Below are 24,447 nucleotides of genomic sequence, written 5' to 3' on the forward strand. Positions count from 1 at the left end.
TTAGTCCTTGAGTAGTGCGATACATTGGGCTAAAGAAGCGTTAGTTTTCACCGCTTGCGGGTTAATATGGGTGGCAGCAGCTCGATAACCTTGTTCTAGGAGAGCTGCAATTAAATCTTCCCTTTTAGGTAGATCTAATTTGCCCCTTCTACCAATTTCCCGAAAGCTATAAAAATAGGGAGGAAAATCGTTTTCTTCCCCCATTATTTTTAACAATTTAACTACCTTTTTCCACTGCCATTGATCGGCTAAATCTGCCATTTTTTCTAGATAAAGGCGATCATGTAAACTGCCTAACCACAAGGGTCCAGTTAAGGTTAAAGGTTGCCCGTCCCCAGAACAAACTATCTTGCCTAACTTAGGCCAAGGCACTGATTGATATTCCCCGCAGCTATGACAATAACCGAGAAAACCGTAGTTATGACTATTTAATTGTCTATTAGCCGTTAACCGCACCATCACCCGATAACTTTGACCAAAAAAGAAGGAAAAAATCGGCGTAATTCCTAAACCTAACCGGGCCGATTCTAATTGCAAACCGGCGATAATTAATCTTAATCCCTGTTCGTGGGCAGCCGGATGATTGCGAGCAGATGCTCCATAATCAGCTAAACTATTTTCTAGATTATGACCCGTCAGCGTTCGTCCATCGGTATTAGTCAGATAAATTAAACCACCGATTTTAGTGGCTAAAGGAATAGCACTAAACAGAGATGCAGGGGAACCAAAAGCATCAATATCAACTAGATCATAATGGTCTTTTTCAAGATAACATTCTAGGAGAACTTCTTGAGCAGATTTATAGGTTATTTTCCCTTGTTTCTGTTGTAATAAACTCTCTAAGTTAGCGTCTAAAGTTGGCTTAATTTCTGGATTTCCATCATTAACCCACAGCCAATCCGCACCACTTTCTAACCAATACCTGAGCGCTCGCACACCAGAGCCGCTCATTACTTCTAAAACGCGCAAACTGCCCCGCTCTTTTTGGGCAATTGCCGCCCCTAAAACTCCTAAATCTCGGACGATTTTACTATCTGGTCTATAGAAAGTATTGTTGATATTAAATATCGCTTTTTCTTCCTGCATCGCTCATCTCATAATTAGCACTCGATCGCTACTTTTTTTCTTTCCACAATTCCCTAGTAGCGAAAAGGGTCAACCACTGCCAAAACCGATCAGACATCAAGATAGAGGATAAATCTAAAGATAGTGTGAAATTAGCAGAAATTGCCGATTTTTTTAGTATTATATCCCTGAAAAGCTGATAGTTTCCCCGTGGGAAGGGCAAATTAAAGGTAAAAAAACAGTTATTTTTTTACATCTTATAAGTAGTTAGATGTTAAAAACTATCAGTTCCCCCCTTATCAAGGGGGGATTAAGGGGGGATCGAACCCAACATCTATCTTAGATGCCCAGAGTTACGGCTAAAGTTTGATTGCTTCAAAAGTCAAGTGCTGATAGCGATTCCTGTGGGGTCGCTATTTTTTTCCTCCCCACCGACAAAATTGAGCAGCGCTCGTCGTCCCTGCTCGCCTCGATCGAGTAAAGTAATCTCTAGATAATTTTCCGGCAAAAAAGTTAAACGTTCCGACCATTCGATCGCCACTATCCCTAAATCTACCTCGATTCCCTGCCAATAATTTTCTAGGTACAGCGCCTCGATATCTTGACCCTGCAAACGATACAAATCCAAATGATACAAAGGAAGGCGGCCTTCGCTATACTCGTTAACGAGGGTGAAGGTAGGACTAGCTATAGGCTCTTGAATACCCAATCCTAAGCCAATTCCCTGTACTAAGGTGGTTTTTCCCGCTCCCAAATCGCCTTTTAATAAAATTACACTGCCGGAGGCCAAGGTTTGCCCCAGTTTTTCCCCTAAATTGACAGTAGCTTCTCGATCGGGTAAGTCGATAATCATTTTTTTCCGCTAGGATGCCAATTAACCACTGATTCTAATATAGCGATCAGAGCAGCTTTCTGACCTTCTTGGCTCTGGGGGGCCAAATTTGGTCTTTTGATCGATAAAAATAGAAGCAGTTAAACTAATCTCTTATCTCTTAGTCTTACCTTTGGTCAAATGGTCGCCATCAAGACAGAGATAAGCGATCGGCGAAACCTTCTGGTAGATTAGACTAAATGGGAATTGGTTAACTGCTTTTATAAAATTGATTGTTCCCTAACCATCAGCATTGTCTGGGGTCGAAGGGAATAAAACAACCGAAGTTTAGGACTTTAAGTCAGAAGTTAAGAAAAACAGTGAAATTATTATTTTTGAGTAATGGCCACGGTGAAGATGAGATCGCGATCCGGATTATTAAAAGACTGCAATCATCTCCCCACTGTCCGGGTATTACTGCTTTACCCCTAGTGGGTAACGGTTATGCTTATACTCGTCTGGGGATTCCCCTTCTCGATCGAGGTCAAAAAATGCCCTCTGGGGGTTTTATCACTAGGGATGCGAAACAATTATGGCGAGATCTACGGGAGGGATTATTAGGATTAACCTCCCGTCAATACCGTCTGGTCAGAAATTGGGGCCAAGAAGGGGGAAAAATTGTTGCGGTGGGAGATATCTTACCCCTTGCCCTTGCTTGGTTAAGCGGGACAGATTATGCTTTTGTGGGAACGGCTAAATCAGAATACTATCTCCGGGATGAGCAGGGATGGTTAGATAGTAGCTCGATGATCGATCGCCTTTGGGGTTCCTACTATTATCCCTGGGAACGCTGGTTAATGGCTCATCCTCGCTGTCGGGGGGTTTTTCCCCGGGATAGTTTAACTAGCAAAATTTTACAACAGTGGTCAATTCCCGTTGTCGATGGGGGTAATCCGATGATGGATGACCTTTTACCCTCCATAACGGGCGATTTTCCCCAAGATTGCCTAAATATTCTGCTGCTACCCGGTTCGCGCTTTCCCGAATCTCTCCACAATTGGCAGCAAATTCTCGCAGATGTGGCCGCCATTATCGGCCGTTTTCCCGATTACAAGCTGGAGTTTTTGTCGGCGATCGCTCCTTCTCTCCCCCTAGAATCTTTTACGGCTGCTTTAATTGACCGGGGTTGGCGAGAACATAGCACAAATAAGTTTATTTGTCAAGAGGTATTTATAACTATTTCTCAAAGGGATTACGCCGAATATTTAGGCCGTTGCCATCTAGCGATCGCCATGGCGGGAACTGCCACGGAACAGTTCGTCGGTTTGGGTAAACCGGCGATCACAATTGCGGGATCTGGACCACAGTTTACTCCCCATTTTGCCAAACTGCAACAGCGTTTATTAGGCTGTTCAATTCTCTTAGGCGATAGTGCCGAGTCAGTGCCAGACAAGTTAGAATATTTATTACAAAATCCCCCAAAGTGGCAAAAAATCGCCTTTAATGGTCGTCAGAGAATGGGTTCAGCCGGTGCCTCCGATCGCATTGCCCAATGGTTACTAGGCAATTTTTGCCCTTAAACGAAAGTATCGGTCTGATTTTCGCCGCTAGTGGTCCCCTCAAAAATAGTTTCTAGGGCGATTTTTTGGGCGCTTGGTTGTTGTCCGTAGCTGAAAAGATAGGGAATGTCTCCGCTTTGTTGACGAAACCACTGGAAAACGTAGGGACTACCATAAACAATCAATGCTTGAATTTGTCCGGTTTTCAGCAAAGCTTGATAGATAGCTTTCGTTTCGTCCCTTAATCCGGCACTACCCCGAAAAGGATTACCACGGATAAATACTTGTAGGAGAGTCGTTTCTGGGGAGACGAGGGACTGATTAAAGGTGCTACGGTCGATTATTTGGGTTTGATAACCCCATTGTCGGGGAATTGTCACCGCCGGACAAGAGCGATCAAGAAAGTCACAGTTGAGTAAATCATCGATAATGATTAAATTGCGGCCTTGAGTGGCTTGAATCGGTAAATTAGCGCTAACTGTTTGGGAATCTTTTAAAATATCGCTGACAATCTCTAGAGCTTGCGGTGCCGCTAAACTGCTTAAGGATTCTAAGGATGGCTGTCTTTGCCCCAATTTCTCTTTTGCTCGTTGAATACGTTGCCAAGAATCATTAATTCTCGCTTCGCTAATTGTACCCGCTTGCACGGCACTATACACCGCTTCGATCGCTTCGATCGGATCGGGAGGCATTAACAGTATATCAGCCCCCGCCTGTACCGCCCTCACTGCTATGGCGGCAGCACTGGCAATTTTGGTCACTCCTCCCATAATCAGGGCATCGGTGACGATTAAACCCTGAAAACCGAGATTTTGGCGCAGTTTTTCCGCGAGAATTTTCGAGGAAAGAGTGGCGGGAAACTCGGCATCCCAAGCGGGAATTAACAGATGGCCTGACATAATACTATCAACCCCCGACTCGATCGCCGCTTGAAAGGGGGGCAATTCGATCGCTTCTAGGCGATGATCATCGTGGTTGATGATGGGAAGATCGAGATGGGAGTCATTGCTGGTGTCACCGTGGCCGGGAAAATGTTTGGCCGTGGTCAAAACTGGATAGGAATCGGCCCCTAAAATAAAAGCTTGAGCTAGATTAGCGACGATTTCGGGAGTTTCAGCGAAGGAACGAATATTGATAACGGGATTGTCGGGATTATTGTTCACATCGACAATTGGGGCTAAAATCCAGTTAATCCCGATCGCTAGGGCCTCCTTAGCGGTAATTGCTCCCATTTCCCTAGCATATTCTGTGGCTTTTGTCAAGCTTTTTTCGGCTATTTTTCCTAAAGCCATCGGGGGGGGAAACCAAGTAGCACCGGAGAACCTTTGGCCGACTCCCTCCTCGATATCGGCGGCAATGAGCAGAGGATTATCCCTGGACCAACTTTGTAATTGTTGGCTACGGAAAGCGATTTCGGCGGCGCTGCCTCCTAAGAGAATTACCCCACCGAGGTGGAGGGTTTCTAACCAATGTTTCAGGGTGGCGTTGACAGGTTCCCAAGCAGGATAGCGGATTTGTTGGTCAAAGAGATAGCCGGAAGCGCGGACTACTATCATCTGACCAATACGTTCTTTTAGGGATAAAATGCGATCGCTCATTATTCAGTTATCAGTTATCAGTTATCAGTTATCAGGAGACAGGAGACAGGAGATTATTTTTATTTGTTCTCCCCATACCCCAATTCATAATTCATAATTCATAATTCATAATTCCCCCACTTCCCCATCACCCCACACCCTACACCCTCTTTCAAGTCAGGAGACTCCGAGACAGGAGACAGGGAGAAAAAAGACGGCTAATAGTTCTATTCTTCTTCGGAATCGTCATCTTCTGGGGGTCGATCGGTTTTAATATGATCAAGAAGATGTAACATTCGATCGCCGCGTTCAAGAGAAGAATCTTCTAGGAAGACCACTTCGGGGGTACGTCTCAGACGGATGCGTTGGCCCAGTTCACGTCGGACGAATCCCGCAGCAGCTTTTAACCCGGCCATGGTTTCGGCCTTTGCATCTTTGTTGCCGTAGATAGACACAAAAATCCTAGCGTGTTGTAGGTCGTGGGAGAGATCTACATCGGTAACGCTAACCATACCGGCACCGACGCGATCATCTTTAATTTCCATTAATAACATTTGGCTGACCTCGCGCTTAATTAGCGAGGACACGCGAGATACTCGACGATCATTGGCCATAATTTTCGTCCCCTAAAAACAGCGAAACCTTTACCATTGTATCAAGCTAATCCGAGCATGGCTTTGAGGGTGAAATAAAGAAAGGCGAAAGTTCCCCCCAGAAAGCCCACAAGTGCGATCGCTGTGAGGGGATTTTTTAATAAAGGGGCCAACCAGCCGAAAAAGGCGAAGAAAATCCCTAAACTAAAGCTAATCAGATAGCGGGGGTAACGGCTCACGTTATCAAAAAAGTCGCCCATAAATTTTATTTATTATCTTTGTCCGTAAGTAATTATAGCAGTAAGCTTCGATGCTGCCACGCCGCCCGATTCAAGGAACTTAACAGAATCTCTAGACTTTTGTACTATTTAGCAGTACAACATCTGGCTGGAGAGAAATACGGAATCACTCTACTCTAGATACAGTTAAGGGTACAGCCATTTTCAAGCTGGCGACGGGCATCGATCGATCCCTGAATTTCGGCTAACCAAAAGAGGATAATTAATAGCCGGATGACAGCGATCGAATATCGAATCTTGGCGGAGAGAGTCAGAAATTTCCCCGACTAATAAGGGATTGTTAAAACTTAGCTCCAAACTAACTTTTGGATGGGTGCAAGGTTGGCATTGATACCTTAATACCTTAATTTAGCAACGACTAAGAATGCGGTGCTGGGGCAGAGGGTGATTAGATAGATAAATTCTAATTGTTAAGAAAATCTTAAACTTGGGTGTTGTCTGGAAAAAATCCGTCTAGGATTACAGTTATGATCGTCGAACAGTAAGCTCGATAATAAGTTCGCAGGAACATTTAAAATTAAACACTTATGGCTCTTCGTTTTGTGTCATGCAATGGACGGGGGTTATAAGGGATGGAACACTTATATAGAAAGGCATTTAGCGATTTTTGTCAATTATTTTCGATCTAGAGCGAACTAATCAATTAAGTCTTTTACCAGATAAGGATTTAGTCGATTTATGCCCTCATATCGAACCATACCAAGTAACGAAGAACCACACTTATTTCCTAAATTCATAAATGTCCTATGTTAAAGATTGCCACAATTCCCTATCCAATTGCCACAAAATACAAAAGCTTGTTTGGACAGGCAGAACCAATAGTAAAAAACCCTATTTGGTTGAACTGTTTTGCTCGTGGTGTCGATGGTCGTGTTTATCGAAAGTGGTTCAACAACAACGCCGGGTGGAAACCATCTGACTTTGATTGGCAGCCGCTTGGGGGAGGGATTACGGATTACCCAGTTGCAGTGGCATGGTCTAGCGATCGACTTGATATTTTTGCCCGCGGTGTTGATGGCGCTCTGTATCACAATTATGGAAGTAACAACGATAAACCTTTAGCAGGATGGGAACTACTGGGTGGTCTGATTCAAGGTTCTCCTACAGTTGTTTCTTGGGGAACTAATCGAATCGATATTTTTGCCCGTGGCACGGATAATCGTATTTACCACAAGTGGTGGGATGGCAAGGGATGGAAACCCTCACAATTAGATTGGCAACCCCTGTTGGGGATTGAAACATCTGAGCCTCCTGCCGCAGTAACATGGTCTAAAGGTCGTTTAGACATTTTCGTACTCGGTTTAGACGGGAATGTGTATCACAACTATGGAAATGGCAATCCTAATAACTGGAGCGGATGGGAAACACTAGGTGGCTCACCGTTAAAAGGAGCGCCAACGGTTGTTTCTTGGGGGGCTGAGAGGATTGATATTTTCGTCCGGTCGTGGGATGGTACCATTAAACACAAATTATGGGATGGAGTATTTCCCTGGAAACCATCACAATTAGATTGGTATGATGTAGGTGGTCCGATTAACACCAATAGACCGGGTACATCTGACCCTCCTGCTGCGGTTGCATGGTCCAAAGGCCGGCTAGACGTATTTATACGCGGACAAAAAGAGGGGGCTGTGCATCATAATTATGGCAATGGAAGTCCTGGCAGTTGGAGTGGATGGCAATCACTGGGGGGCAAAATCCAAGGACCTCCTACAGTTGTTTCTTGGGGGACTAACAGGCTTGATGTTTTTGCCCGTGGCATGGATGATGGGGTTTGGCACAAGTGGTGGGATGGCGTACCCCCCTGGAAGGGTTGGGAATTATTGGATAAACCAGTGAGTCCATCAATCGTTGTTTTTACTACAAAGAATCAAACTGGTGGAGCCATAAGGGTTAGCGGTAAAGGTTTTACCCCTGGTGGAAGAGTCAAGTTCTATGTTGAGAATCTAGTCAATCAAAAGAATCCATTCCATCTGACGGAAGATCGTGCAGATGCACAGGGACAGTTTTCGGAAAAAACTAATTTCTTCCAGGCCAACTGTTGGCCAAATCAAGTTAATCCTGCTGTAATTCGCGCAGTTGATGTGGTGACTGGTGCATCAGCAACAGGGACATCAAATGCTTATACTTGCTAATTGTTTATTAAGTTTGATCCCATCGCCTCGTAGCGACTGTTTTGATTGTCAAGGGGTAATTCAAAAAACACTCAAGCAGTTACCCTAAAACTCAAAATCTCAAGCCGAAAAAAAACGCAGGAAAAGCTAATCCGATCAGGCTAAAATAAAGCAGCTAAAACCCTTGATCAGAGACAAGAAGGGGTGTGATACTAAATCTCGTCATTAGAGACTGATTATCTATTGCCCCTTTTGTCTATTGCGGCTCTTCTCGACTTTGTGTGATAATTTTTGCTTATAGAATCATGAAATGCTTACTGGGAAAGACTTTTAGGACTATTTTGCTGAAGAAACTATCAGTATAGACCCCGTTTCCACACAGAAACCAGAAGAGCCCTATTGCCTATTGCTTGTCCTGATATGTAGCCTATACTCAACGGATTTAGTGTGAATCTCTGGCGCAGAAAATCCCTAAACTAAAGCTAATCAGATAGCGGGGGTAACGGCTCACGTTATCAAAAAAGTCGCCCATAAATTTTATTTATTATCTTTGTCCGTAAGTAATTATAGCAGTAAGCTTCGATGTTCAAGGGTAATTCGATAATTTCCCCGATTGAGTTTCACTGGGATTGTGGGACATCCGGCGCGAGAATCATCAATTGTCCCTCCTTATCCTCGCGAATGGCTAGAATCGCCGGACGTTCATTTTCTGCCGACTGAGGGGATAACCCGCGAAAAACATAAGTCCAATTGTTATTTTGGATTAATAACCGCCAAACTCGCGGGGGATTGACTTTACTATCATTCGTTTCTTTTCCCCGCAGCTCTTCGAGTAATTTAGTCTCACCGATAATTCGATAACCTTTGAGAGAAGGATCGGTAAAAACATCCTCTGGATTACGACCGATCGCTATCTGTTTTTCTGGTAAAACTAAAGTGATAACTGGTAAGGTAGAACTATCATTAACTGCATCGCGACGGGCATCGATCGATCCCTGAATTCGGGCTAACCAAAAAAGAATAATTAATAGCCAAATAACAGCGATCAAATCTTTTCGGAGAGCTTCGGGAATTCCCCGGACTAATAAACCTAGGGGGTGAAATATTTGATGAAATTCCCGTTTAGATTGACTGACAATTAAATAGGATGGCAGGGGAGACAAAATCCAGAGGGTAAATTGAATCGCAAAGGCAACGGCAACCAGCGCCAGAAAAGTTCGCAGCAACGCCCCGAAATCGCCACAGAAGACCTGTATCGGCACGAAAAGGAAGGAACGCAAGGGCAAGTGCAGACGGTTAATCTCAAGGCTAAACCAGCCGAAATAGGACTACCGATAAATCCATCCCGTAAAATAGAGAAAAATCCCCAGCAAACCGAGAAGACTGGCGAAAGTTCCTAGTATCTGTGTTCCGGGAGGGGGCGAATTCGGAGCGCTCACGGTAAAATGTCCCTGATTGGCGTTTTCGATCGCTATCCTACTCGATCGATCGGGTTCTATCGCCAGTTCTTTGTATTTTATCAAGGAGAATAACCCATGTCCATCGACGATCCCCGACAAGTTCGTTTGTTAATTGAGAAAATGGAAGCGAGTTTACCAATCCCTGTGCGTGCAACTCCCGAAACGTTAAAACTAGCTGAAACAAAAGGCGAGCGATACAAACCCGATCACCAGTTTTCGATCGATAAAATTTTCTACACGGGAGACGAGGGGGGAATTATTTGTTTCCTAAAAAATGAATTGGGAAAACAAACGGGTCTTATCTGTTCTTTAACCCATCTACGCATCGATAACGATCATCCGTTAGCGGCGGATATTCAATCCTACCAGAAAAAGCGATCGATGCGGATCGCACTACAGGATGGCAAAACTGGAAAAGCCCTCCGTATTGCCAAACAAAACCGCCCGAAAAAAGGTTTCGGAAAGTAAAAATATATTGATAAAAACCGCAGGTTGGGTTACTGTTACTCCTAACCCACCGCATCCAAGATCGAAAACAGAACCAACCCAATCCCGATCATTCAGGCAAGGTAAAGATGAAAAAACTCTACCCAATAATAACCGCAACTAGCCTAGTTTTTATCGCCTCTCTTGCTGGCTATCATCTACCAGCCACCGGCGATCTATCTCCCGTCAAGAAAATCCCCGTATTCATGCCGGATGATACGAAAGTATCTTTAAAAAATGGCACTTCTCTATCTGGGAGATTAATCAAGTTCGATTCCCAAGCAAAAACGATCGCTTTAGGGAGAGAATCAAAAACAAAAGAAGTGGCAACGAAAGAGATCAAACAGATAGAGTTTCAAGGCAAAGTAATTATCAGAGAATCCCAATCTCTTGTCATTAGTGTAGTAGAAGAATTATTAAATGACGAACAACAACAGAATAGAGAACGCTGGCATGAACCCCTACAGAACTTCAAAATTGTTGATGTTAATGAAGGAAAAGCGGAAGTAACTTTAACCTCGCTAAACCCTCGACAAATAGGATATATATCGGGTGTATTGCATAACAGTTCCTACGTTGTCGAGGAAATTAAGTTCAACCCCTCGGACAAAATTGGGATTCAAGTAAACCGTTGTGTAGCTACTTACCAATATGGGAGGTGCTATGATTGATATATTTACTCAGTCAAAAAACGATGATTAAGTTAAAAGTCACAACGGTAGGGAACTCTATGGGGGTGATTTTCCCGAAAGAGTTGGTGGAGAAGCTGCGCCTTAGTAAAGGCGATATGCTCTACCTCTTGGAAACGCCGAATGGCTTTGAGCTTACACCCTACGACCCCGAATTTGTCCAGCAAATGGAAGTGGCGGAGGAAGTGATGCGCGAAGACTGGAATGTTTTGAGAAAGCTGGCAACTTAGGCTCATGAACCAGCTAATCTGGATAGCTGATGGGGTAGCTCTCGCGATTCATCACCGCCAAATAGCCGAGCATGGTGGATTAGAGGGTATTCGAGATGAGGGGTTGCTAGAAAGCGCACTTTCCCGACCGCAAAATCTTCTGGCTTATTCTGAGTCGCATCCTGACATGGCTTCTTTGGCAGCAGCCTAAGCTTATGGGATTGTCAAGAATCACCCTTTTGTAGATGGGAATAAGAGAACGGCCTATGTAGTGACGAGGACTTTTCTGAGGCTCAATGGCTACGATCTTCAAGCTTCTAGTCAAGAAAAATACCAGATATGGATCGATCTTGCTGTTGGTAAGCTTTCAGAGGAAGAATTAGGGACTTGCGCTTTGATAATGTACCTTTTGGGCGAACGCAGTTCGCCCCTACATTGTGGACAAAATCCGTTACTGTAGGGGCGCAAAGCTTGCGCCCTCCGATCGATTGGGATATTATTCCCACGCAAGTCCCTTAGCTGATTGGATTAGGAAACATTTATTAAAGATTCTTCTAATGTCGGGTTAGCGAGGGGAAAAATCATGTCATTGATCAGATCTTCGTACTTAAATAGGACTGTTATCGCATGAAATTTAACAAGGGAGTTGAATATGATTACCTTTGAAAACGCGCTGGAGTTGGTTAGTCAATTACCCAGGGAACAGCAAGAAATGTTAATCGAGTCAGGGGAGAATATCAGGAATTGAGAGCTTGTTCCTGTAGTTATGATTGCCGCATCATTTTCTATTTGGAACGAGACGAAAAAACTCAAACAGATAGGATAGTTTTGATTAACATTGGAACTCATGATGAGGTGTATTAACTAATAACTGATAGCGGAAATAACTATGAATCCCAAATTTTACGCCTTACTTACCCTTTCCCTAGTGGCTACCGTCACCCTACCAGTTGTTAACGGGAAACTCTCCTCTCTCGTCCCTGCGGTAATAGCGCAAAATACGGATGCGAGGAAAGCCTAAAATTGTTAAGTGATGTGAGAAATTCAGGAAATTTTCTGCAATGCCCGACCTTTTTCTCTCCGTAAGCTACAGACGAAAAATGGCAACAGCAGCATCTATCAGTAATTTTTGATGAGCCTCAATTTCACTCTTTGTCCAAGCTGTCTTTGAGCCTATCTCTTGAGTTAATAAAACTGAAGATTTTTGATAGAGCGGTTTTTTAGTAGAAAAATTGTCGTTGCCTCCAATACTATTTTGTGCAGGGTCTAAAATAGTAAGATTGCCAAGAGAATTTTTGAGTTGGTCAAGCTCATTATCTTGGTCAGATTCACTGACGTTACGAGGATATATATGTTCGATCGATGTGCCAGCAAAGTCATATAATCTGCTTTTGTCAAGACATACAGACTCACCACTTGCACCGTCTTTGTACCATTGATAGTAATACTCAATTGTCATTAAAAAATATTTTAGAGGCTTGTTGCTACCACCAGATTCTTGATATTCAAGGGTAACTAGGTTATCCCTGAATTTTTGATCTGATGCCTTTGATTCCATAAGTTTTTGTAGCTCATTTCTGAGATTATTAACATTATAATTATTGGGATTTTTGCGAATATTAAGAGCCTCTTTGGCGTAGATATTTTTAAGCGGTGTTATGTGTTGATTACATACTATTTTATACCGAAAGAATACCTTTTCTAAAATATTAACTATTTCTGAGAATGATTTTTGATTGAGTTCAGATGCTGCCAGTAATAAAGGAATTGATAAAGTATGTCCAAGTTCAACTATAAGAATGTTCAAACGAGTTTTATCCCAACTGGTTAGAGGTTGCCGAAGTTCATACAACCATTCTCCTTTTACCAGTTTTCTACACTTAAAAATGTCTTCGTGAGTCTTTTTTACTACTTGATAAATTTTTTCGGCATCATCTTCTGTAAAATTTTGTTTCTTATGTTGTGGGAAAAATTTATCAAGAAACATATCAAAAACGGCATTCTGTTTTGGTCTATTACCTTGATAAGAATCATAAATCCAATTTAAATAATCAGTTGTGTCGGTTGGTGAATCGGACAGGATATTGTCCCATAATTTTTCTACAGAATCTTGGTTTCTGGAATAGCCTTCGAGAAGTTCCAATGTTTTAGCTCTTAATAAATCTCCATCTGTAAGATTGGTTCCTCGATCATTAATAACTTGAAAAAGTCTAAAAGCATCCTCTCTATTTTCAGTTACCATGTGCAAAATTGTAAAATCATTGTCTAATATATTTTGAATAATTTCGAGATCATCTATCTTGTGGTTCTTCGGTTTGTCTTATGCAATGGACGGGGTTATAAGGAATGAAACCTTTATAGAGACAGACATTGCCGCAATTTTTGTCAATTGTTTGCGATCTGGAGCGAACTAATCAATTAAATCTCTTGCCAGATAAGGATTGAGTCGATTTATGCCCCCCTATCGAACCATACCAAGTCCCGAAGAGCCTATCTTGTTTTCTATTCTGTGATGACCATTGATTATTCTTTGGATTTCATCTAATAAAGTTTTATGTGCAAATGAAATTTTATTGTGTGAGTCTCTTGAGGGAGATGGATTTATATTACGAATCAAGTCTTTATAGAAAGGGCTGTCGGCCGTTGAAAGTGTTAAAACTTCCACAGGGGTTACTTGTCTCTGAATCTCTTGATCGAATTCAATAAATCTGTTTGACAAATCTTGAATACGTTTGTTGATAATTGATACTAAATCATTTTCCCCTGGTGACTGTTGAGCCTCTGATTTTAGGTTCTGATAAGTTTGAATCATACAAGCAACCAACAAAGCAAATGTAGCTATTCTTTGTTGTCCATCAATTATTTCATATTTATGCTGATCAAATGCTCCAACAACAGGGTGTTTGACACTCAGAATGCCACCAAAAAAATGATTTATTGGCGAATCTTGCTTTCTTTTTTCAAAGCAATTAAGTAAATCCTTGATAAAATCTGAGACTGATTCTGATTCCCAGGCATAAGCTCTCTGATATTTAGGAATAAAAAACGTAGATTGACGCTTAAAAAGTACACCGACCGATGTGTATGTGGGTTCAATCTTCATAACTCATCTAAGCCTATAGAACATTTCAGTACAGTATCTAGAACGGGAAAAGAACTAACTGAGCCTATTCAATGCTAACATACCCCAGCAGGCGAAGACAAGTCCTCTGAGGCAATTAATTCGATTATGATGGCTGAATTCTATCAAAATCTCCAGAAAGGAATGAGCAAAAGCGCATCGATGAGAGAGGCAAAATTAAGCCTGATCGAAAAGTATCCCCACCCTTATTTTTGGTCGCTATTTATTTTGATTGGGGCTGCTAATTAGACCTCTTGCATAATTTTTTTATGGTATAATGGAAGGCCTTGCTTTTTTCTCGATTTTTAGATGGAAGTGGAAAAAAGAATAAAATGTAATCTTAGGTCAGGAAATCATCCATACTTTTGCTATGTTTATTAGCAAAAATATGGATTATCAAAACTTATCAGATGAACAGTTCAAACGCCGTTTCGGTGTGTATAAACAAACCTATAGAAAGATGGTAGGATGGTAGAATCAGTAAAAAGTGTTGAAGCCGACTCTAATTCAGTATCTAAAAGCGGACCGAAACCTAAACTATCTATAGAAGAACAAGTTTTAGTAACGTTAGAATATTGGCTCTTCTAGGTTCTGTGTGATAAGTTTAATTGACATTATGATCGATCGATCTTTGTGTCCTTTGTGTCTTTGTGGTTCGTTCCACCCCCTCGCTCTTGAGAAATGTATCTTAGAATACATTTTACCCACCAAAGCTGGGAGAGCCGAATATTGGCGAGAATATAGAACATATTTTCACATTGGTACAAGCGGTCAAATATCAGAATTAACTATAGGCTGTAAATAAGACGGAAAAAATGCTTTCACAATCGGGAAACTTCCGTTTAAAAGGAAAAAAAGCTCTACTAAATCAAGCAGAGATACCGGTCGTAAGGGTAGTGGATGTAACGGAAACTCCCATTGAACGCCCCAAAAAGAAACAGAAAAATTTTTTTTTCAGATAAATAAAAGGTTCTTCGTTACTTGTTATGGTTCGATAGTGCGGCATAAATCCACTAAATCCTTATCTGGCAAGAGATTTAATTGATTTAGTTCGCTCTAGATTGAAAACAATTGACAAAAATCGCCAAATGTTTTTCTCTATAATAGTTTGATTCCTTATAACCCTGTACGTTGCATAAGACAAACCGAAGAACCGTTTTATTTTCCCCCAATATCTTATCATCTAAAATGAAATAGCCCCGGGTGTTAGGAGGAATTTGCCCTATTTCCCAACACCCTAACAACTTAGATAATTAACCCCTTTGTCGAGTATTAATCACCTTACCAGCTGCATTAACTAACTCTAGCTGTAGCGGCATTTGTCCCATAGCGTGAGTGGAACAACTTAAACAGGGATCATAGCAACGAATACCCGCTTCTACGCGGTTTAACATCGCTTCGGGAATTTCACCACCATGGATATAATGTTGGGCGATTTGTTTCACCGTTTGATTCATGGCCAAATTATTATTACCTGTGGCAATAATTAAATTCACCGTTTCAATCAAACCATTTTCATCCACTTTATAATCATGGAATAAAGTACCCCGGGGCGCTTCACTAACTCCCACCCCTTGCAGATTATTAATTCCTGCTTCGGCCCGGCAGCGTTGAGAAACTATATCGGGATCATCGATTAAACGTTCAATCTGTTCTAAACAAGCCAAAATCTCGACTAAACGAGCATAATGATAATAAAAAGAAGAGGTTGCTACACCACCGACCCGATGGCGATATTCGCGTAACTCGATATCCGCTCCCTCCGTGCCAAAATGGGAACAAACATTTAAGCGGGCCAAGGGACCAACTCGATAGATACCATTGGGATAACCGAGGGGTTTATAGTAGGGAAACTTCAAATAAGACCATTTTTCCACTGATTCGCCGATATAATCGCGATAATTGTCTTCGCTCAGGTTATCGGCTACGATATTGCCTTGACTATCGGTAAAACGAATATGACCACCGTAGTGTTCCCACTCGTCCCGTTTACCAACCAATCCCATAAATAGAGAAGGGAAATTACCAAAAGCGGCGATTTCTGTGGTTAAATTGTCCAGAAGTCCTTTAAATAGGTTTAAAGCCGTGTAAAGAGTCGCTTTAGACTCCGGCAGTCGTTCTTTAATCCATTGTCGCCCTTCTTCGCTTAAAGGGGAACGCACACCCCCCGGGACAGACCAAGCGGGGTGAATTTTTTTTGCTCCCAAAAGTTCAATAACTTTCTGTCCAAATTGACGTAAACGGATGCCTGCTCGCGCTAGGTCGGGATCGGCCGCAATTAAACCGAAAACATTCCGTTTAGCGGGGTCACTTTCCCAACCAAGCAGAAAATCGGGACTGCTAAGATGAAAAAAGCTTAAAGCATGGGATTGGGTTAATTGTCCCAAATTCATCAAGCGCCGCAGTTTTTCACCCGCAGGGGGGATTTGCACCGCTAGAATTTTATCGCCGGTTTTGGCGGCACAAAGTAGGTGACTAACGGGGCAAATGCCGCAAATTCGGGCAGTAATTCCCGCCATCTCCCACATCGGCCGTCCCTCGCAGAATTTCTCGAAACCACGATACTCGACCACATGAAAACGCACGTCATCCACTTCCCCCCCATCGTCAAGGAAAATCGAGATCTTGGCATGGCCTTCGATCCGGGTGACGGGATCGATAACGACGGTTTTAGTCATAGTAAGTCCTCATTGTTCAGGAGTTCCACAGAACGGCATTGTGGAGACTGCGATCGAGCTTGGTTTCGACGGTAATTTATCCCGATCTCCGCCCTGCTGTTTCTATGATAGTTATTACTCCCCTAGCAATCCTAATTTTTATAACAATTTTTCCCGATTCTCAATCGCGGCTAATTTGGCATTTTGTAACAAATACTACAGAAAATAGTTCGGAAATCCGCAATGATTACATCTCACTTTGCTGGTGTTGATCGGTCATTATATATATAGAAGTCGGTTCTCGGCTGTCAGTCTTCCTCTCAAAGCTGAGGGCGAAAGGGTCGGAAGTCAGCCAAATTGTTTATGACTAATCGGGAAAATCACCTTTTTGTCTTGTAATCTTACCTAACAGTATCAGCGGCACTGCCGAGGATTCGGGAAAAAGCGACCCAAAAACAAGCGATTGTAGTTGATAGTTCTAGGCTGTAATACTTTTGTTCTAAATGTTGGGGGAAAAAGGATAAACCTAACATCATACCAAAGAATGAATTAGCTTTGAACCTTTAGGGGATTGTCTGCGTCTAAAAGCACAGGATACAATCAAAGGAATTCCGAATCGAACTCATACCGACTTCAGATAAGCCAGACTCACCCGCGAGTCGGAATAGTAACAGACTTTTTCTGTGTCAAGGAGTCACCACCAAACCAATGCCCACAGCAAAAACCAACCAAACTCAACCACAGCCCACCCTCAATGCCGATATGGTGCGTACCTATCTGCACGAAATTGGGCGGGTTCCCCTCCTAACTCACGAACAAGAAATTATTTACGGCAAACAAGTCCAACGGATGATGAGCCTGTTAGAAGCGAAAGAAGCACTATCGAAACAATTAGGACGGGAACCACAGCGCTTGGAGTGGGCGGATTCGGTGAATTTAAGCGAAAATGAACTGGATCGCGCCTTGAAAACTGGCGATCGAGCTAAACGGAAAATGATTGAGGCTAACCTCCGCTTGGTAGTTGCGATCGCAAAGAAATATCAAAAGCGGAACATGGAATTCCTCGATCTAATTCAAGAGGGTAGTCTGGGATTAGAAAGAGGTGTAGAGAAATTTGATCCCACCAAAGGTTATAAATTTTCTACCTATGCTTACTGGTGGATTCGACAAGCGATTACCCGTGCGATCGCTCAACAGGCCCGCACCATTCGTTTACCCATCCATATCACCGAAAAACTGAATAAAATCAAAAGAACCCAGCGCGAACTCGCCCAAAAACTGGGAAGAAGTGCCACCCCTGCCGAGATTGCCCTGGAATTAGAGCTAGAACCCGCTCAAATCCGCGAATATCTCAGTATGGCTCGTCAACCCATCTCCCTTGATGTGCGCGTCGGCGATAACCAAGATACGGAATTGTCGGAATTATTGGAAGATAGCGGAGTTTCTCCCGATACCTTCATCACCCAAGAGTTATTACGGCAAGACTTAGCCAATCTCCTGGCCGAATTAACCCCCCAACAACGGGAAGTGATTACTCTCCGTTTCGGTTTAACCGATGGCAAGGAGTTATCCCTAGCCAAAATCGGTCAGAGAATGAACATCAGTCGGGAACGGGTGCGACAATTAGAACACCAGGCCCTGGCTCATTTACGCCGTCGCCGGGCCAACGTCAAGGAATATATTGTCGCTAGTTAGTAAGATTAGCAAATAACCAAGAAGGAGAGTTCAAGCTCTCTTTTTTTTGGGTTTAATTAATATAGAATCCCGATTAGTTTTCACCTGTGGCAGTTCCGTCATGACTAGATCAACAGAAACAGCGACCCCAACACTATACGAAGAAGATTTTTATCTCTGGCTAAAAACCACGGCAGAACAATTAAAAAAAGGCCAGTTTGCCGAGGTGGATTTAGACAATTTAATTGAGGAGATTGAATCGATGGGGAGAAGTGAAAGACACGCGCTCAAAAGTCTTTTAACTCGTCTCCTAGAACATTTACTCAAATTAACTTACTGGCAATCGGAAAGAGACCGGAATGGTAATCATTGGAATGGAGAAATCAATAATTTTCGGGCAGAAATTCAAGATTTACTGGAGGATAGCCCTAGTTTAAAGCCCTATCTTCGGGAGATTTTTGAGCCATCCTACCATACAGCTTTAGAGGCCGTCCGGAAAAAAATGGGTTTATCCCCCGGCGGTTTACCCAGTCAGATAATTTTTAATCTCGAACAGGTTTTAGATCATCAATGGCTGCCGATCGATTGGGAATAAACTATTGACTATCTAATACTAAATCTGGTTATTAAAGACTGATTATTTATTCCCCCTTTTGCCTCTTGCCTATTGCATGAGTGCCTGTCCTGATAAGTAGCCTATATTCAACGGATTTAGTATAAATTACTCCTTGATCGCTAAACAGTCATCAGTGAACTGAAAACTCAAATCTGATAACTGATAACTGATAACTGATAACTGATCTGGTTTTACTCAAGCAATTTCTTCAGCAGGGCATCCACTTCCTCCAGGCCAGATTGATTATTTTTCAGCACATAAACCGCTCGCGCTTGCTTAAAAGCTTCCTCCGCCTCTCTTTTTCGTCCTCGGCCCGCGTAGGCCCGACCGAGATTAAGATAGACATCGGCGTTATTGGGGGCGATTTCGGCCAAATCTTGATAGGCGATAATTGCTGCAAGATAATCTTTTCTGGCCAGATGGATGCGACCGATTCCCGCTTGTGCTTCCAACGATTGGGGTTCTAGGAAAACAGCCCGACGATAAAAGGGGAGAGCCTCGTCAAAACGCTCTTGTTTTTCGAGTAAAATCCCTATTTTTAGCTGAATTAAAAAATTTCCTGCACTTTGTCGCTCTATTTCCTTTAAAATTTGGGTTCCACCATTTAAATCGCCCTGTTTGAGCAAAAGGCTGGCCAGTTGCAATCTTAATTCACTATTGTTAGGGAATCTTTGCAGGGATTTTTGGAGAAAATCGAAGGCTTCGCTGCTTTTATTCTGTTCGATCAAGGCTTTACCCATGATTTCGTGGGCTTGCTGATTATTGGGGTCGAGAGCTAAAATCCATTGGTAAACTTCGCCCGCTTTTGCATAGTTTTTTTGCCGTAATAATACCACCCCTAAACCGAGGTAGTGTTGGACGTTTTTCGGTTCTATTTGGATAGCGTAGTAGTAAGAAGTGGCTGCATTGTCGTAATCGCCGATATTAGCCAAACTATAACCGAGAGCATGGAAAAAGTCGGGATTACTCGGATCGAGACTTAAAGCTTTTTGGTATGCTTGGGCGGCGGCGTTATAATCCCCTTGCCGCGTTTGTAAAAAGCCGATCCCAGAGAAAATTTTGGCATTATTGCCATCAAGGGCGGCGGCCTGCTCGTAAATGGCTATAGCTTCCCCATAATTGCCATTTTTGACCAATTGCCGCGCTTGACGCAGTAGTTCGTTAACCTGTGAATCCTTGCTCACGATTGCCCCCGCCGGATTATCAGCGATCGCAATTGAGGGAGAGAAACAGCCCCCCGCGAGGAGACCGATGAGCAAGATTAAACGGGTAAATTGTTTCATCGCTTTACCTTTGTTAACGATTCTTAATTAAAGTTTATTGTAAATGCTATTGACAAAAATCAACTATTCCGCATCACTCTTGGACGAGATTATTGCGGGCCTCTTGGGCAACTTGGGCGCTTTTATCGCTGGTTAACTGGGTCAAAACAGCGATCGCATCTTCCCCCCCTAAGCGGCCTAAAGCTTGAGCAAGACGATAGCGCAGTTGCCAGTCATCATCATTAGCCAAGGGAACGAGTAAAGAGACGGCGCGAGGGTCGCCTAGTTCCCCAAAAGCGCTAACGGCGGCCGTTTTTACCAGTTCATTATCGGAGTTTAGGGCGATTTCGAGCAGTTCAAAGCCCCGGGGTTCCCCCAATTCGCCCAAAGCTGCCACAATGCTAAATTGAATTAACCAGTCGCTGGATTGTTCATAGACGGCCACCAGATCATCGTAGGCTGCCGTTAATTTTAACCCCCCGATCGCATCGGCCGCGGCTGCTTTCACGTCCGCTTCGGGATCATTTAACAAGCGATCGCGTAGAATAGTTAAGGCCAGATCGAGATTCTGACGACCGAGGATATCTAGCTGACTTACCGCCGAATAACGCACCCTAGCGTTACTATCGTTAATTAAAGGCTGTAACATCTCGAAGGCGATTTCTGGGGCTAAATAACGCAGTTGATTAACTCCCGATAAGCGATCGCCATAATCATCGGAATCGAGCAGCCGTTGCACGGATTCAGGGGAATAATTCATAATTTGATGACACCCTTAACAATTGGACTGGTATTAATTGTCCCATGAATAGTTATCGAATCCTGACTATCTTGATCATGTTTAGTTCCCCGGTTTTTTGGGGCTGTAGTCCCCCCTCTCCCCCTAAAAAAGAACCGACGGCTAAGATAATCATTTCTCCTTCTCCCAGTCCGATTATTCCCCCATCAGACATTAAGGCTGCTAATCGTTATCGTCAATTGGGATTACAGTATCGTCAACAGGGAGATTTTATCAAAAGTATTGAGGCTTTAAAAAAATCGGTACAGTTAAACCCCAATCATCTAGACGGGAGAGTAATTTTAGGCTGGACACAACACCTAGCTAAACAACCTTTAGCGGCACAAACAACTCTCGAAGAAACGATTAAAATTGCTCCCGATCATGTGGCTGCTTATAATGCTTTGGGTATTGTTTATCTTGTCGGTGGTCATCTTGAAAAAGCCGTAGTCACTCATACTAAAGCCGCTAGTTTAAAACCCGATAATGAAATCGCCTACTATAATTTATCCCTCGCCTATCATCGCCTAAAAGATTTTGATTCAGCTATTACTAACGCTAAAAAAGCAGTTAAATTAGAGCCGAATAATCCCCATCCTCTTGTGGCTTTGGCAATGATTTATTTAGATCAAGGTGATAGTAAAAAAGCGCGGGATACCTACAAAAAGGCTAGGGATTTAGACGGTCGTTATCGACAACAATGGTTTCTGGCACATCTGAAGGAAGCGGGTTTTAGTCAGGAGCAAATTAAATTAGTCGAAAAGTTACTATCTGGTTAGATTTAAAAATTATTATTTCCCCTTAAGATGCCTGTCGATGTCCCAGTTTTAGGAAAATAGTTTCTAAATCTTCGCGGCAAGTATAAAACTCCCTTAAGGCCAGGCCAGAAACGACTAAAGATTTCAACAATTCGGCACTATCTTCTAGGGTTCCTGTAAATTTAACTCGGAGAGTATTAGTATTAATAATTCTTTGCCAACTTTCCACAAAAACACATTGTTCAAGAGCGGTTTCTAAGGCTTCTAAATTGCCTAGAGTCGTAATCTGCAAGTATTGACCAGCTAGACGTTGATTTAATTCCTCTAAAGAGGTACTTTCCACTAGATAACCTAATTCCATTATACCCACAGAAGTACAAAGTTCCGCTAAATCACTAAGGACATGGGAGGAAATTAAAATAGTCATACCTGCCGATTGTAAGACTTTAATAATCTCACGAAATTGTAGGCGAGCGATCGGGTCTAATCCAGAAACCGGTTCATCGAGAAGTAAAATTAAAGGTTCATGGATAATCGTTCGGGCTAAACTTAAACGTTGTTTCATCCCCCGGGATAAAGTAGCGATCAAATTATGACTTTTATTGGTTAATTGTACCAGTTCTAGAACCTCATAAATGCGGCGATGACGTTGGGAGCGAGGGATATGATAAAGACGGGCAAAATAATCCAGATAATTCCAGACATTTAGGTCATCGTAGAGGGGAAAATTATCGGGTAGATAACCTAAATTTCTTTTGAGACGGGGATTACTCTCATCTCTTAAAAGACGTTCTCCGTGCAGATATATTTCTCCCGTTGTCGGTTCTTCCGCTGCCGCTAACATCCTAATTAAAGTGGTTTTTCCCGCTCCATTTGGACCGATTAACCCGTAAACTTCCCCTGCTTCAATCTGTAAATCTACTTGATTAACAGCCCCATGGCGGTCAAATTGTTTGGTTAAACCAACGGTAGCAATGGCTAATTCGGGTGCGTTCATAAAGTTTTTTAGTTAGGTTCTGAGGGTGACTCGCTAACCAAGAATACAGGGTTTATCTCCCATGACTTCCGCTGGTTGTTGTTAAATTGTTTAAGTCTTAATATCTTCTCAATTTTTTGATAATTGACCACTGTTACATTTGGTAAATCGAGGAGTTGATTAAAATTTATCCAGATAACCCACCTCCTATTCTGTATTGATATTATAACATCCTCACACAGAACCTAGAAGAGCCGCCTTATCTTCTGAGTATTCACAATTGATCGGTAAATACCTTGTATAAGAAGAGTCCAGGCGAAAAAAAGCCAAAAAGTAGCGGAATGTATAGCGCGGCACTACATCTCAGAAAAAACATCCTACAATGGAGACAAGAATAATCGGAGATCAATGGGGGTGAACGTCATGTTAGTGATTTTAACCGACGAACACATTCTCGATACGGGTTCTGTGTGTCAGGGCTGTCTTTTAGCCAACCAGCAGGGGCAACCCCGGTGGCGAGAGGGTAAACTAGGCTGTGGTCATTCCCTAGGCAAAGGGGGCAGCCAACAGCCCAATCTCTACGAGTGTCAGATGGGCTTTACAATTGCTAATATTGAAGGCTAATCGAACCTACTAAAGGATCAACCTAGAGTTGAATTAGGGGGGTTTGCTTGGGACTCCGAGGAGAGAATCAAGGCTATTGCTCATCCCCAATTCAGCTTAGATACAATGACAATAATGGCTAAGGGTTTTGTAGCATTGATCGTAGGCTTTTTGGGCTTGGGTTAAAACATCGTCGGAAATTTCTATATCTAATTTTCTGGCTTGTTTAATAATTTTACCCGCTCTGATATTCTCGGAAGAATCGCCTAGCCCACGAATGCCAGTAGTGTTTAAAACTCGATATTCTTCAGAAAATCCCGTTTTAGTATCGAGATGACTCTGTAAACTATTAAAGACCAATTGACTTTGGTTTAATAGTTGATCGTGGGTGATAAGTAAACTCTTTTCTTGACTGTTAATTAATCGGGCATAACTTTCTAAGGTGGCTAAACGACCAGTATAATAACCCAGGGCTTGCTGCTCATTGTGATGGGGTTTAATATCTAGAATACTAGCTAAAGTGCGCTTCGGTTCTCGTAGTAAAAATATGGTCTTAACCGCATCAGATTGCAAAAAACTATGATCTAAAAACTTCTCATCGTGAAGAACTTTATCTAAAATATATTTATGATTCATGTTTAAATCTTTCAAACGCCAGTGGAGTCTAAACATTAAAGTTTTAAAATCCTGTTCACTCTCATAAACCAGATGAGTTTCGCCAAAACCGATAATTTCAGGATTAGAATTGAGGATATGGGTCAATAAAGACGAACCCGATCGCATATGGCTAAGAATAAATAAAACCTGATAGGGTTGGGGACGAAAGAGAATTTTATAAGGGTCTTTGGGTATATCAATGCGTGCCTGAAAATACTTATAAGTTAAACGATGGGCTAAACCCTGCCAAGATTGGGGTAAGCGATCGAGGGCTATAGTCATAGGTTAATCAGGAATTGCGTCAATTTGTCGCTAAGATTCCCCTATAATGTATCCCATTTAAGACCCAAATAAAAGTGAGGTTTATACAAAATGGGATTGCCAAGTTGTTAGCTCTGGTTTTTTACAGCGCGAACCAATGTCTGGTTTATGATCAACCAGCAATTCTCATTTTGAAACGATTTTGCGTTGTTTCAGCGATCT

Annotated in this window: 23 protein-coding genes and 6 pseudogenes; 15 read left to right on the forward strand and 14 right to left on the reverse strand. The window is 42.5% G+C overall.

Going from position 1 to position 24,447, the window contains the following annotated elements:
- Together ACQY1Y_RS01515 and tsaE are read right to left on the reverse strand one after the other, a co-directional pair.
- Complete coding sequence (locus tag ACQY1Y_RS01515) at positions 1-1,086, reverse strand: tRNA (guanine-N1)-methyltransferase (protein WP_430013826.1); 1,086 nt, start codon at positions 1,084-1,086, stop codon at positions 1-3.
- Between the two features lie 361 nt (positions 1,087-1,447).
- Positions 1,448-1,918, reverse strand: coding sequence for a tRNA (adenosine(37)-N6)-threonylcarbamoyltransferase complex ATPase subunit type 1 TsaE (tsaE, locus tag ACQY1Y_RS01520; RefSeq protein ID WP_430013827.1), 471 nt, complete (start codon positions 1,916-1,918; stop codon positions 1,448-1,450).
- A 338-nt stretch (positions 1,919-2,256) separates the two neighbouring features.
- Here tsaE and ACQY1Y_RS01525 point away from each other — a divergent pair, with 338 nt between their 5' ends.
- A complete protein-coding gene (locus ACQY1Y_RS01525) occupies positions 2,257-3,456 on the forward strand; it encodes a lipid-A-disaccharide synthase-related protein (RefSeq protein WP_430013828.1) in 1,200 nt (399 codons plus the stop codon).
- Here the strand turns inward: ACQY1Y_RS01525 and ACQY1Y_RS01530 are convergent.
- From ACQY1Y_RS01530 to ACQY1Y_RS01540, 3 genes are all read right to left on the reverse strand, one after another.
- A complete protein-coding gene (locus ACQY1Y_RS01530; protein WP_430013829.1) occupies positions 3,453-5,033 on the reverse strand; it encodes a glycoside hydrolase family 3 N-terminal domain-containing protein in 1,581 nt (526 codons plus the stop codon). The genes ACQY1Y_RS01525 and ACQY1Y_RS01530 overlap by 4 nt on opposite strands.
- A gap of 206 nt (positions 5,034-5,239) precedes the next feature.
- On the reverse strand, positions 5,240-5,626 hold the full coding sequence (gene rbfA / locus ACQY1Y_RS01535) for a 30S ribosome-binding factor RbfA (protein ID WP_430013830.1): 387 nt from the start codon (positions 5,624-5,626) through the stop codon (positions 5,240-5,242).
- A gap of 41 nt (positions 5,627-5,667) precedes the next feature.
- Positions 5,668-5,865 (reverse strand): DUF751 family protein, encoded by a 198-nt coding sequence (locus ACQY1Y_RS01540; protein WP_002737592.1) that lies wholly within the window; start codon positions 5,863-5,865, stop codon positions 5,668-5,670.
- A gap of 785 nt (positions 5,866-6,650) precedes the next feature.
- Between ACQY1Y_RS01540 and ACQY1Y_RS01545 the strand changes: the two genes are divergently transcribed.
- Together ACQY1Y_RS01545 and ACQY1Y_RS01550 are read left to right on the forward strand one after the other, a co-directional pair.
- Complete coding sequence (locus ACQY1Y_RS01545; protein WP_430013831.1) at positions 6,651-8,039, forward strand: carbohydrate-binding protein; 1,389 nt, start codon at positions 6,651-6,653, stop codon at positions 8,037-8,039.
- 238 nt (positions 8,040-8,277) lie between these two features.
- Positions 8,278-8,469, forward strand: a pseudogene (locus tag ACQY1Y_RS01550) (hypothetical protein).
- A gap of 6 nt (positions 8,470-8,475) precedes the next feature.
- Here ACQY1Y_RS01550 and ACQY1Y_RS01555 read toward each other — a convergent pair.
- Together ACQY1Y_RS01555 and ACQY1Y_RS01560 are read right to left on the reverse strand one after the other, a co-directional pair.
- Positions 8,476-8,550, reverse strand: a pseudogene (locus tag ACQY1Y_RS01555) (DUF751 domain-containing protein); the annotation flags it as partial.
- An 88-nt stretch (positions 8,551-8,638) separates the two neighbouring features.
- Positions 8,639-9,541 (reverse strand): annotated as a pseudogene (locus tag ACQY1Y_RS01560) (hypothetical protein).
- 12 nt (positions 9,542-9,553) lie between these two features.
- Here ACQY1Y_RS01560 and ACQY1Y_RS01565 point away from each other — a divergent pair.
- From ACQY1Y_RS01565 to ACQY1Y_RS01585, 5 genes and pseudogenes are all read left to right on the forward strand, one after another.
- Positions 9,554-9,946, forward strand: coding sequence for a hypothetical protein (locus tag ACQY1Y_RS01565; RefSeq protein WP_002737311.1), 393 nt, complete (start codon positions 9,554-9,556; stop codon positions 9,944-9,946).
- A 107-nt stretch (positions 9,947-10,053) separates the two neighbouring features.
- The gene (locus ACQY1Y_RS01570; protein ID WP_430013832.1) at positions 10,054-10,635 is read left to right on the forward strand and encodes a hypothetical protein; all 582 of its coding nucleotides are present in this window, start codon (positions 10,054-10,056) and stop codon (positions 10,633-10,635) included.
- 23 nt (positions 10,636-10,658) lie between these two features.
- A complete protein-coding gene (locus ACQY1Y_RS01575; RefSeq protein ID WP_080600713.1) occupies positions 10,659-10,883 on the forward strand; it encodes an AbrB/MazE/SpoVT family DNA-binding domain-containing protein in 225 nt (74 codons plus the stop codon).
- A gap of 4 nt (positions 10,884-10,887) precedes the next feature.
- Positions 10,888-11,322 (forward strand): annotated as a pseudogene (locus ACQY1Y_RS01580) (type II toxin-antitoxin system death-on-curing family toxin).
- A gap of 429 nt (positions 11,323-11,751) precedes the next feature.
- Positions 11,752-11,883 carry a hypothetical protein gene (locus ACQY1Y_RS01585; protein WP_265578834.1) on the forward strand — a complete coding sequence of 44 codons (132 nt, stop codon included), beginning with the start codon at positions 11,752-11,754 and terminating at the stop codon, positions 11,881-11,883.
- A gap of 66 nt (positions 11,884-11,949) precedes the next feature.
- Here ACQY1Y_RS01585 and ACQY1Y_RS01590 read toward each other — a convergent pair whose 3' ends face one another.
- Together ACQY1Y_RS01590 and ACQY1Y_RS01595 are read right to left on the reverse strand one after the other, a co-directional pair.
- Positions 11,950-13,104, reverse strand: a complete 1,155-nt coding sequence (locus ACQY1Y_RS01590; protein WP_430013833.1) for an HNH endonuclease family protein — start codon at positions 13,102-13,104, stop codon at positions 11,950-11,952.
- Between the two features lie 219 nt (positions 13,105-13,323).
- Complete coding sequence (locus ACQY1Y_RS01595; RefSeq protein ID WP_430013834.1) at positions 13,324-13,965, reverse strand: DUF262 domain-containing protein; 642 nt, start codon at positions 13,963-13,965, stop codon at positions 13,324-13,326.
- Positions 13,966-14,094: 129 nt separating this feature from the next.
- Between ACQY1Y_RS01595 and ACQY1Y_RS01600 the strand changes: the two genes are divergently transcribed.
- From ACQY1Y_RS01600 to ACQY1Y_RS01610, 3 genes and pseudogenes are all read left to right on the forward strand, one after another.
- Complete coding sequence (locus ACQY1Y_RS01600) at positions 14,095-14,232, forward strand: CHAT domain-containing protein (RefSeq protein ID WP_430014633.1); 138 nt, start codon at positions 14,095-14,097, stop codon at positions 14,230-14,232.
- Between the two features lie 121 nt (positions 14,233-14,353).
- Positions 14,354-14,553, forward strand: a pseudogene (locus tag ACQY1Y_RS01605) (IS5/IS1182 family transposase); the annotation flags it as partial.
- Between the two features lie 154 nt (positions 14,554-14,707).
- Positions 14,708-14,936: pseudogene (locus ACQY1Y_RS01610) on the forward strand (IS5/IS1182 family transposase); the annotation flags it as partial.
- Positions 14,937-15,236: 300 nt separating this feature from the next.
- On the opposite strand, the gene ACQY1Y_RS01615 reads toward ACQY1Y_RS01610, so the two are convergent.
- Positions 15,237-16,661, reverse strand: coding sequence for a Ni/Fe hydrogenase subunit alpha (locus tag ACQY1Y_RS01615; RefSeq protein ID WP_271936289.1), 1,425 nt, complete (start codon positions 16,659-16,661; stop codon positions 15,237-15,239).
- A 687-nt stretch (positions 16,662-17,348) separates the two neighbouring features.
- Between ACQY1Y_RS01615 and ACQY1Y_RS01620 the strand changes: the two genes are divergently transcribed.
- Both ACQY1Y_RS01620 and ACQY1Y_RS01625 read left to right on the forward strand, forming a co-directional pair.
- Entirely contained in the window at positions 17,349-18,335 is a 987-nt protein-coding gene (locus tag ACQY1Y_RS01620) for an RNA polymerase sigma factor, RpoD/SigA family (RefSeq protein ID WP_002737778.1), read from the forward strand.
- A 100-nt stretch (positions 18,336-18,435) separates the two neighbouring features.
- Positions 18,436-18,909: a DUF29 domain-containing protein gene (locus ACQY1Y_RS01625; protein ID WP_002737830.1), complete on the forward strand. Its 474-nt coding sequence runs from the start codon at positions 18,436-18,438 to the stop codon at positions 18,907-18,909.
- A gap of 212 nt (positions 18,910-19,121) precedes the next feature.
- Here ACQY1Y_RS01625 and ACQY1Y_RS01630 read toward each other — a convergent pair whose 3' ends face one another.
- Together ACQY1Y_RS01630 and nblB are read right to left on the reverse strand one after the other, a co-directional pair.
- Positions 19,122-20,213 (reverse strand): tetratricopeptide repeat protein, encoded by a 1,092-nt coding sequence (locus ACQY1Y_RS01630; protein ID WP_430013835.1) that lies wholly within the window; start codon positions 20,211-20,213, stop codon positions 19,122-19,124.
- A 73-nt stretch (positions 20,214-20,286) separates the two neighbouring features.
- The gene (gene nblB / locus ACQY1Y_RS01635; protein ID WP_430013836.1) at positions 20,287-20,952 is read right to left on the reverse strand and encodes a phycobilisome degradation protein NblB; all 666 of its coding nucleotides are present in this window, start codon (positions 20,950-20,952) and stop codon (positions 20,287-20,289) included.
- 44 nt (positions 20,953-20,996) lie between these two features.
- Between nblB and ACQY1Y_RS01640 the strand changes: the two genes are divergently transcribed.
- The gene (locus ACQY1Y_RS01640) at positions 20,997-21,749 is read left to right on the forward strand and encodes a tetratricopeptide repeat protein (RefSeq protein ID WP_430013837.1); all 753 of its coding nucleotides are present in this window, start codon (positions 20,997-20,999) and stop codon (positions 21,747-21,749) included.
- A gap of 22 nt (positions 21,750-21,771) precedes the next feature.
- Here ACQY1Y_RS01640 and ACQY1Y_RS01645 read toward each other — a convergent pair whose 3' ends face one another.
- Positions 21,772-22,725 carry an ABC transporter ATP-binding protein gene (locus ACQY1Y_RS01645; RefSeq protein ID WP_103113343.1) on the reverse strand — a complete coding sequence of 318 codons (954 nt, stop codon included), beginning with the start codon at positions 22,723-22,725 and terminating at the stop codon, positions 21,772-21,774.
- Positions 22,726-23,127: 402 nt separating this feature from the next.
- Here ACQY1Y_RS01645 and ACQY1Y_RS01650 point away from each other — a divergent pair, with 402 nt between their 5' ends.
- A complete protein-coding gene (locus tag ACQY1Y_RS01650; RefSeq protein ID WP_002735656.1) occupies positions 23,128-23,328 on the forward strand; it encodes a hypothetical protein in 201 nt (66 codons plus the stop codon).
- Positions 23,329-23,424: 96 nt separating this feature from the next.
- On the opposite strand, the gene ACQY1Y_RS01655 is transcribed toward ACQY1Y_RS01650, so the two are convergent.
- Complete coding sequence (locus ACQY1Y_RS01655) at positions 23,425-24,246, reverse strand: sulfotransferase (RefSeq protein WP_130758081.1); 822 nt, start codon at positions 24,244-24,246, stop codon at positions 23,425-23,427.
- Positions 24,247-24,447: the final 201 nt, after the last annotated feature.

This window comes from Microcystis ichthyoblabe FBCC-A1114, assembly GCF_050500245.1.
Taxonomy (GTDB): Bacteria; Cyanobacteriota; Cyanobacteriia; order Cyanobacteriales; family Microcystaceae; genus Microcystis; species Microcystis ichthyoblabe_A.

Coding starts and splice junctions, on each gene's coding strand:
- ACQY1Y_RS01615 (WP_271936289.1), bottom strand. CDS start 16,661: ATGACTAAAACCGTCGTTATCGATCCCGTCACCCGGATCGAAGGCCAT.
- nblB (WP_430013836.1), bottom strand. CDS start 20,952: ATGAATTATTCCCCTGAATCCGTGCAACGGCTGCTCGATTCCGATGAT.
- ACQY1Y_RS01620 (WP_002737778.1), top strand. CDS start 17,349: ATGCCCACAGCAAAAACCAACCAAACTCAACCACAGCCCACCCTCAAT.
- ACQY1Y_RS01530 (WP_430013829.1), bottom strand. CDS start 5,033: ATGAGCGATCGCATTTTATCCCTAAAAGAACGTATTGGTCAGATGATA.
- ACQY1Y_RS01625 (WP_002737830.1), top strand. CDS start 18,436: ATGACTAGATCAACAGAAACAGCGACCCCAACACTATACGAAGAAGAT.
- ACQY1Y_RS01575 (WP_080600713.1), top strand. CDS start 10,659: ATGATTAAGTTAAAAGTCACAACGGTAGGGAACTCTATGGGGGTGATT.
- ACQY1Y_RS01650 (WP_002735656.1), top strand. CDS start 23,128: ATGTTAGTGATTTTAACCGACGAACACATTCTCGATACGGGTTCTGTG.
- ACQY1Y_RS01655 (WP_130758081.1), bottom strand. CDS start 24,246: ATGACTATAGCCCTCGATCGCTTACCCCAATCTTGGCAGGGTTTAGCC.
- rbfA (WP_430013830.1), bottom strand. CDS start 5,626: ATGGCCAATGATCGTCGAGTATCTCGCGTGTCCTCGCTAATTAAGCGC.
- ACQY1Y_RS01595 (WP_430013834.1), bottom strand. CDS start 13,965: ATGAAGATTGAACCCACATACACATCGGTCGGTGTACTTTTTAAGCGT.
- ACQY1Y_RS01565 (WP_002737311.1), top strand. CDS start 9,554: ATGTCCATCGACGATCCCCGACAAGTTCGTTTGTTAATTGAGAAAATG.
- ACQY1Y_RS01630 (WP_430013835.1), bottom strand. CDS start 20,213: ATGAAACAATTTACCCGTTTAATCTTGCTCATCGGTCTCCTCGCGGGG.
- ACQY1Y_RS01545 (WP_430013831.1), top strand. CDS start 6,651: ATGTTAAAGATTGCCACAATTCCCTATCCAATTGCCACAAAATACAAA.
- ACQY1Y_RS01590 (WP_430013833.1), bottom strand. CDS start 13,104: ATGGTAACTGAAAATAGAGAGGATGCTTTTAGACTTTTTCAAGTTATT.
- ACQY1Y_RS01585 (WP_265578834.1), top strand. CDS start 11,752: ATGAATCCCAAATTTTACGCCTTACTTACCCTTTCCCTAGTGGCTACC.
- ACQY1Y_RS01515 (WP_430013826.1), bottom strand. CDS start 1,086: ATGCAGGAAGAAAAAGCGATATTTAATATCAACAATACTTTCTATAGA.
- ACQY1Y_RS01570 (WP_430013832.1), top strand. CDS start 10,054: ATGAAAAAACTCTACCCAATAATAACCGCAACTAGCCTAGTTTTTATC.
- ACQY1Y_RS01645 (WP_103113343.1), bottom strand. CDS start 22,725: ATGAACGCACCCGAATTAGCCATTGCTACCGTTGGTTTAACCAAACAA.
- ACQY1Y_RS01600 (WP_430014633.1), top strand. CDS start 14,095: ATGGCTGAATTCTATCAAAATCTCCAGAAAGGAATGAGCAAAAGCGCA.
- ACQY1Y_RS01540 (WP_002737592.1), bottom strand. CDS start 5,865: ATGGGCGACTTTTTTGATAACGTGAGCCGTTACCCCCGCTATCTGATT.
- tsaE (WP_430013827.1), bottom strand. CDS start 1,918: ATGATTATCGACTTACCCGATCGAGAAGCTACTGTCAATTTAGGGGAA.
- ACQY1Y_RS01640 (WP_430013837.1), top strand. CDS start 20,997: ATGAATAGTTATCGAATCCTGACTATCTTGATCATGTTTAGTTCCCCG.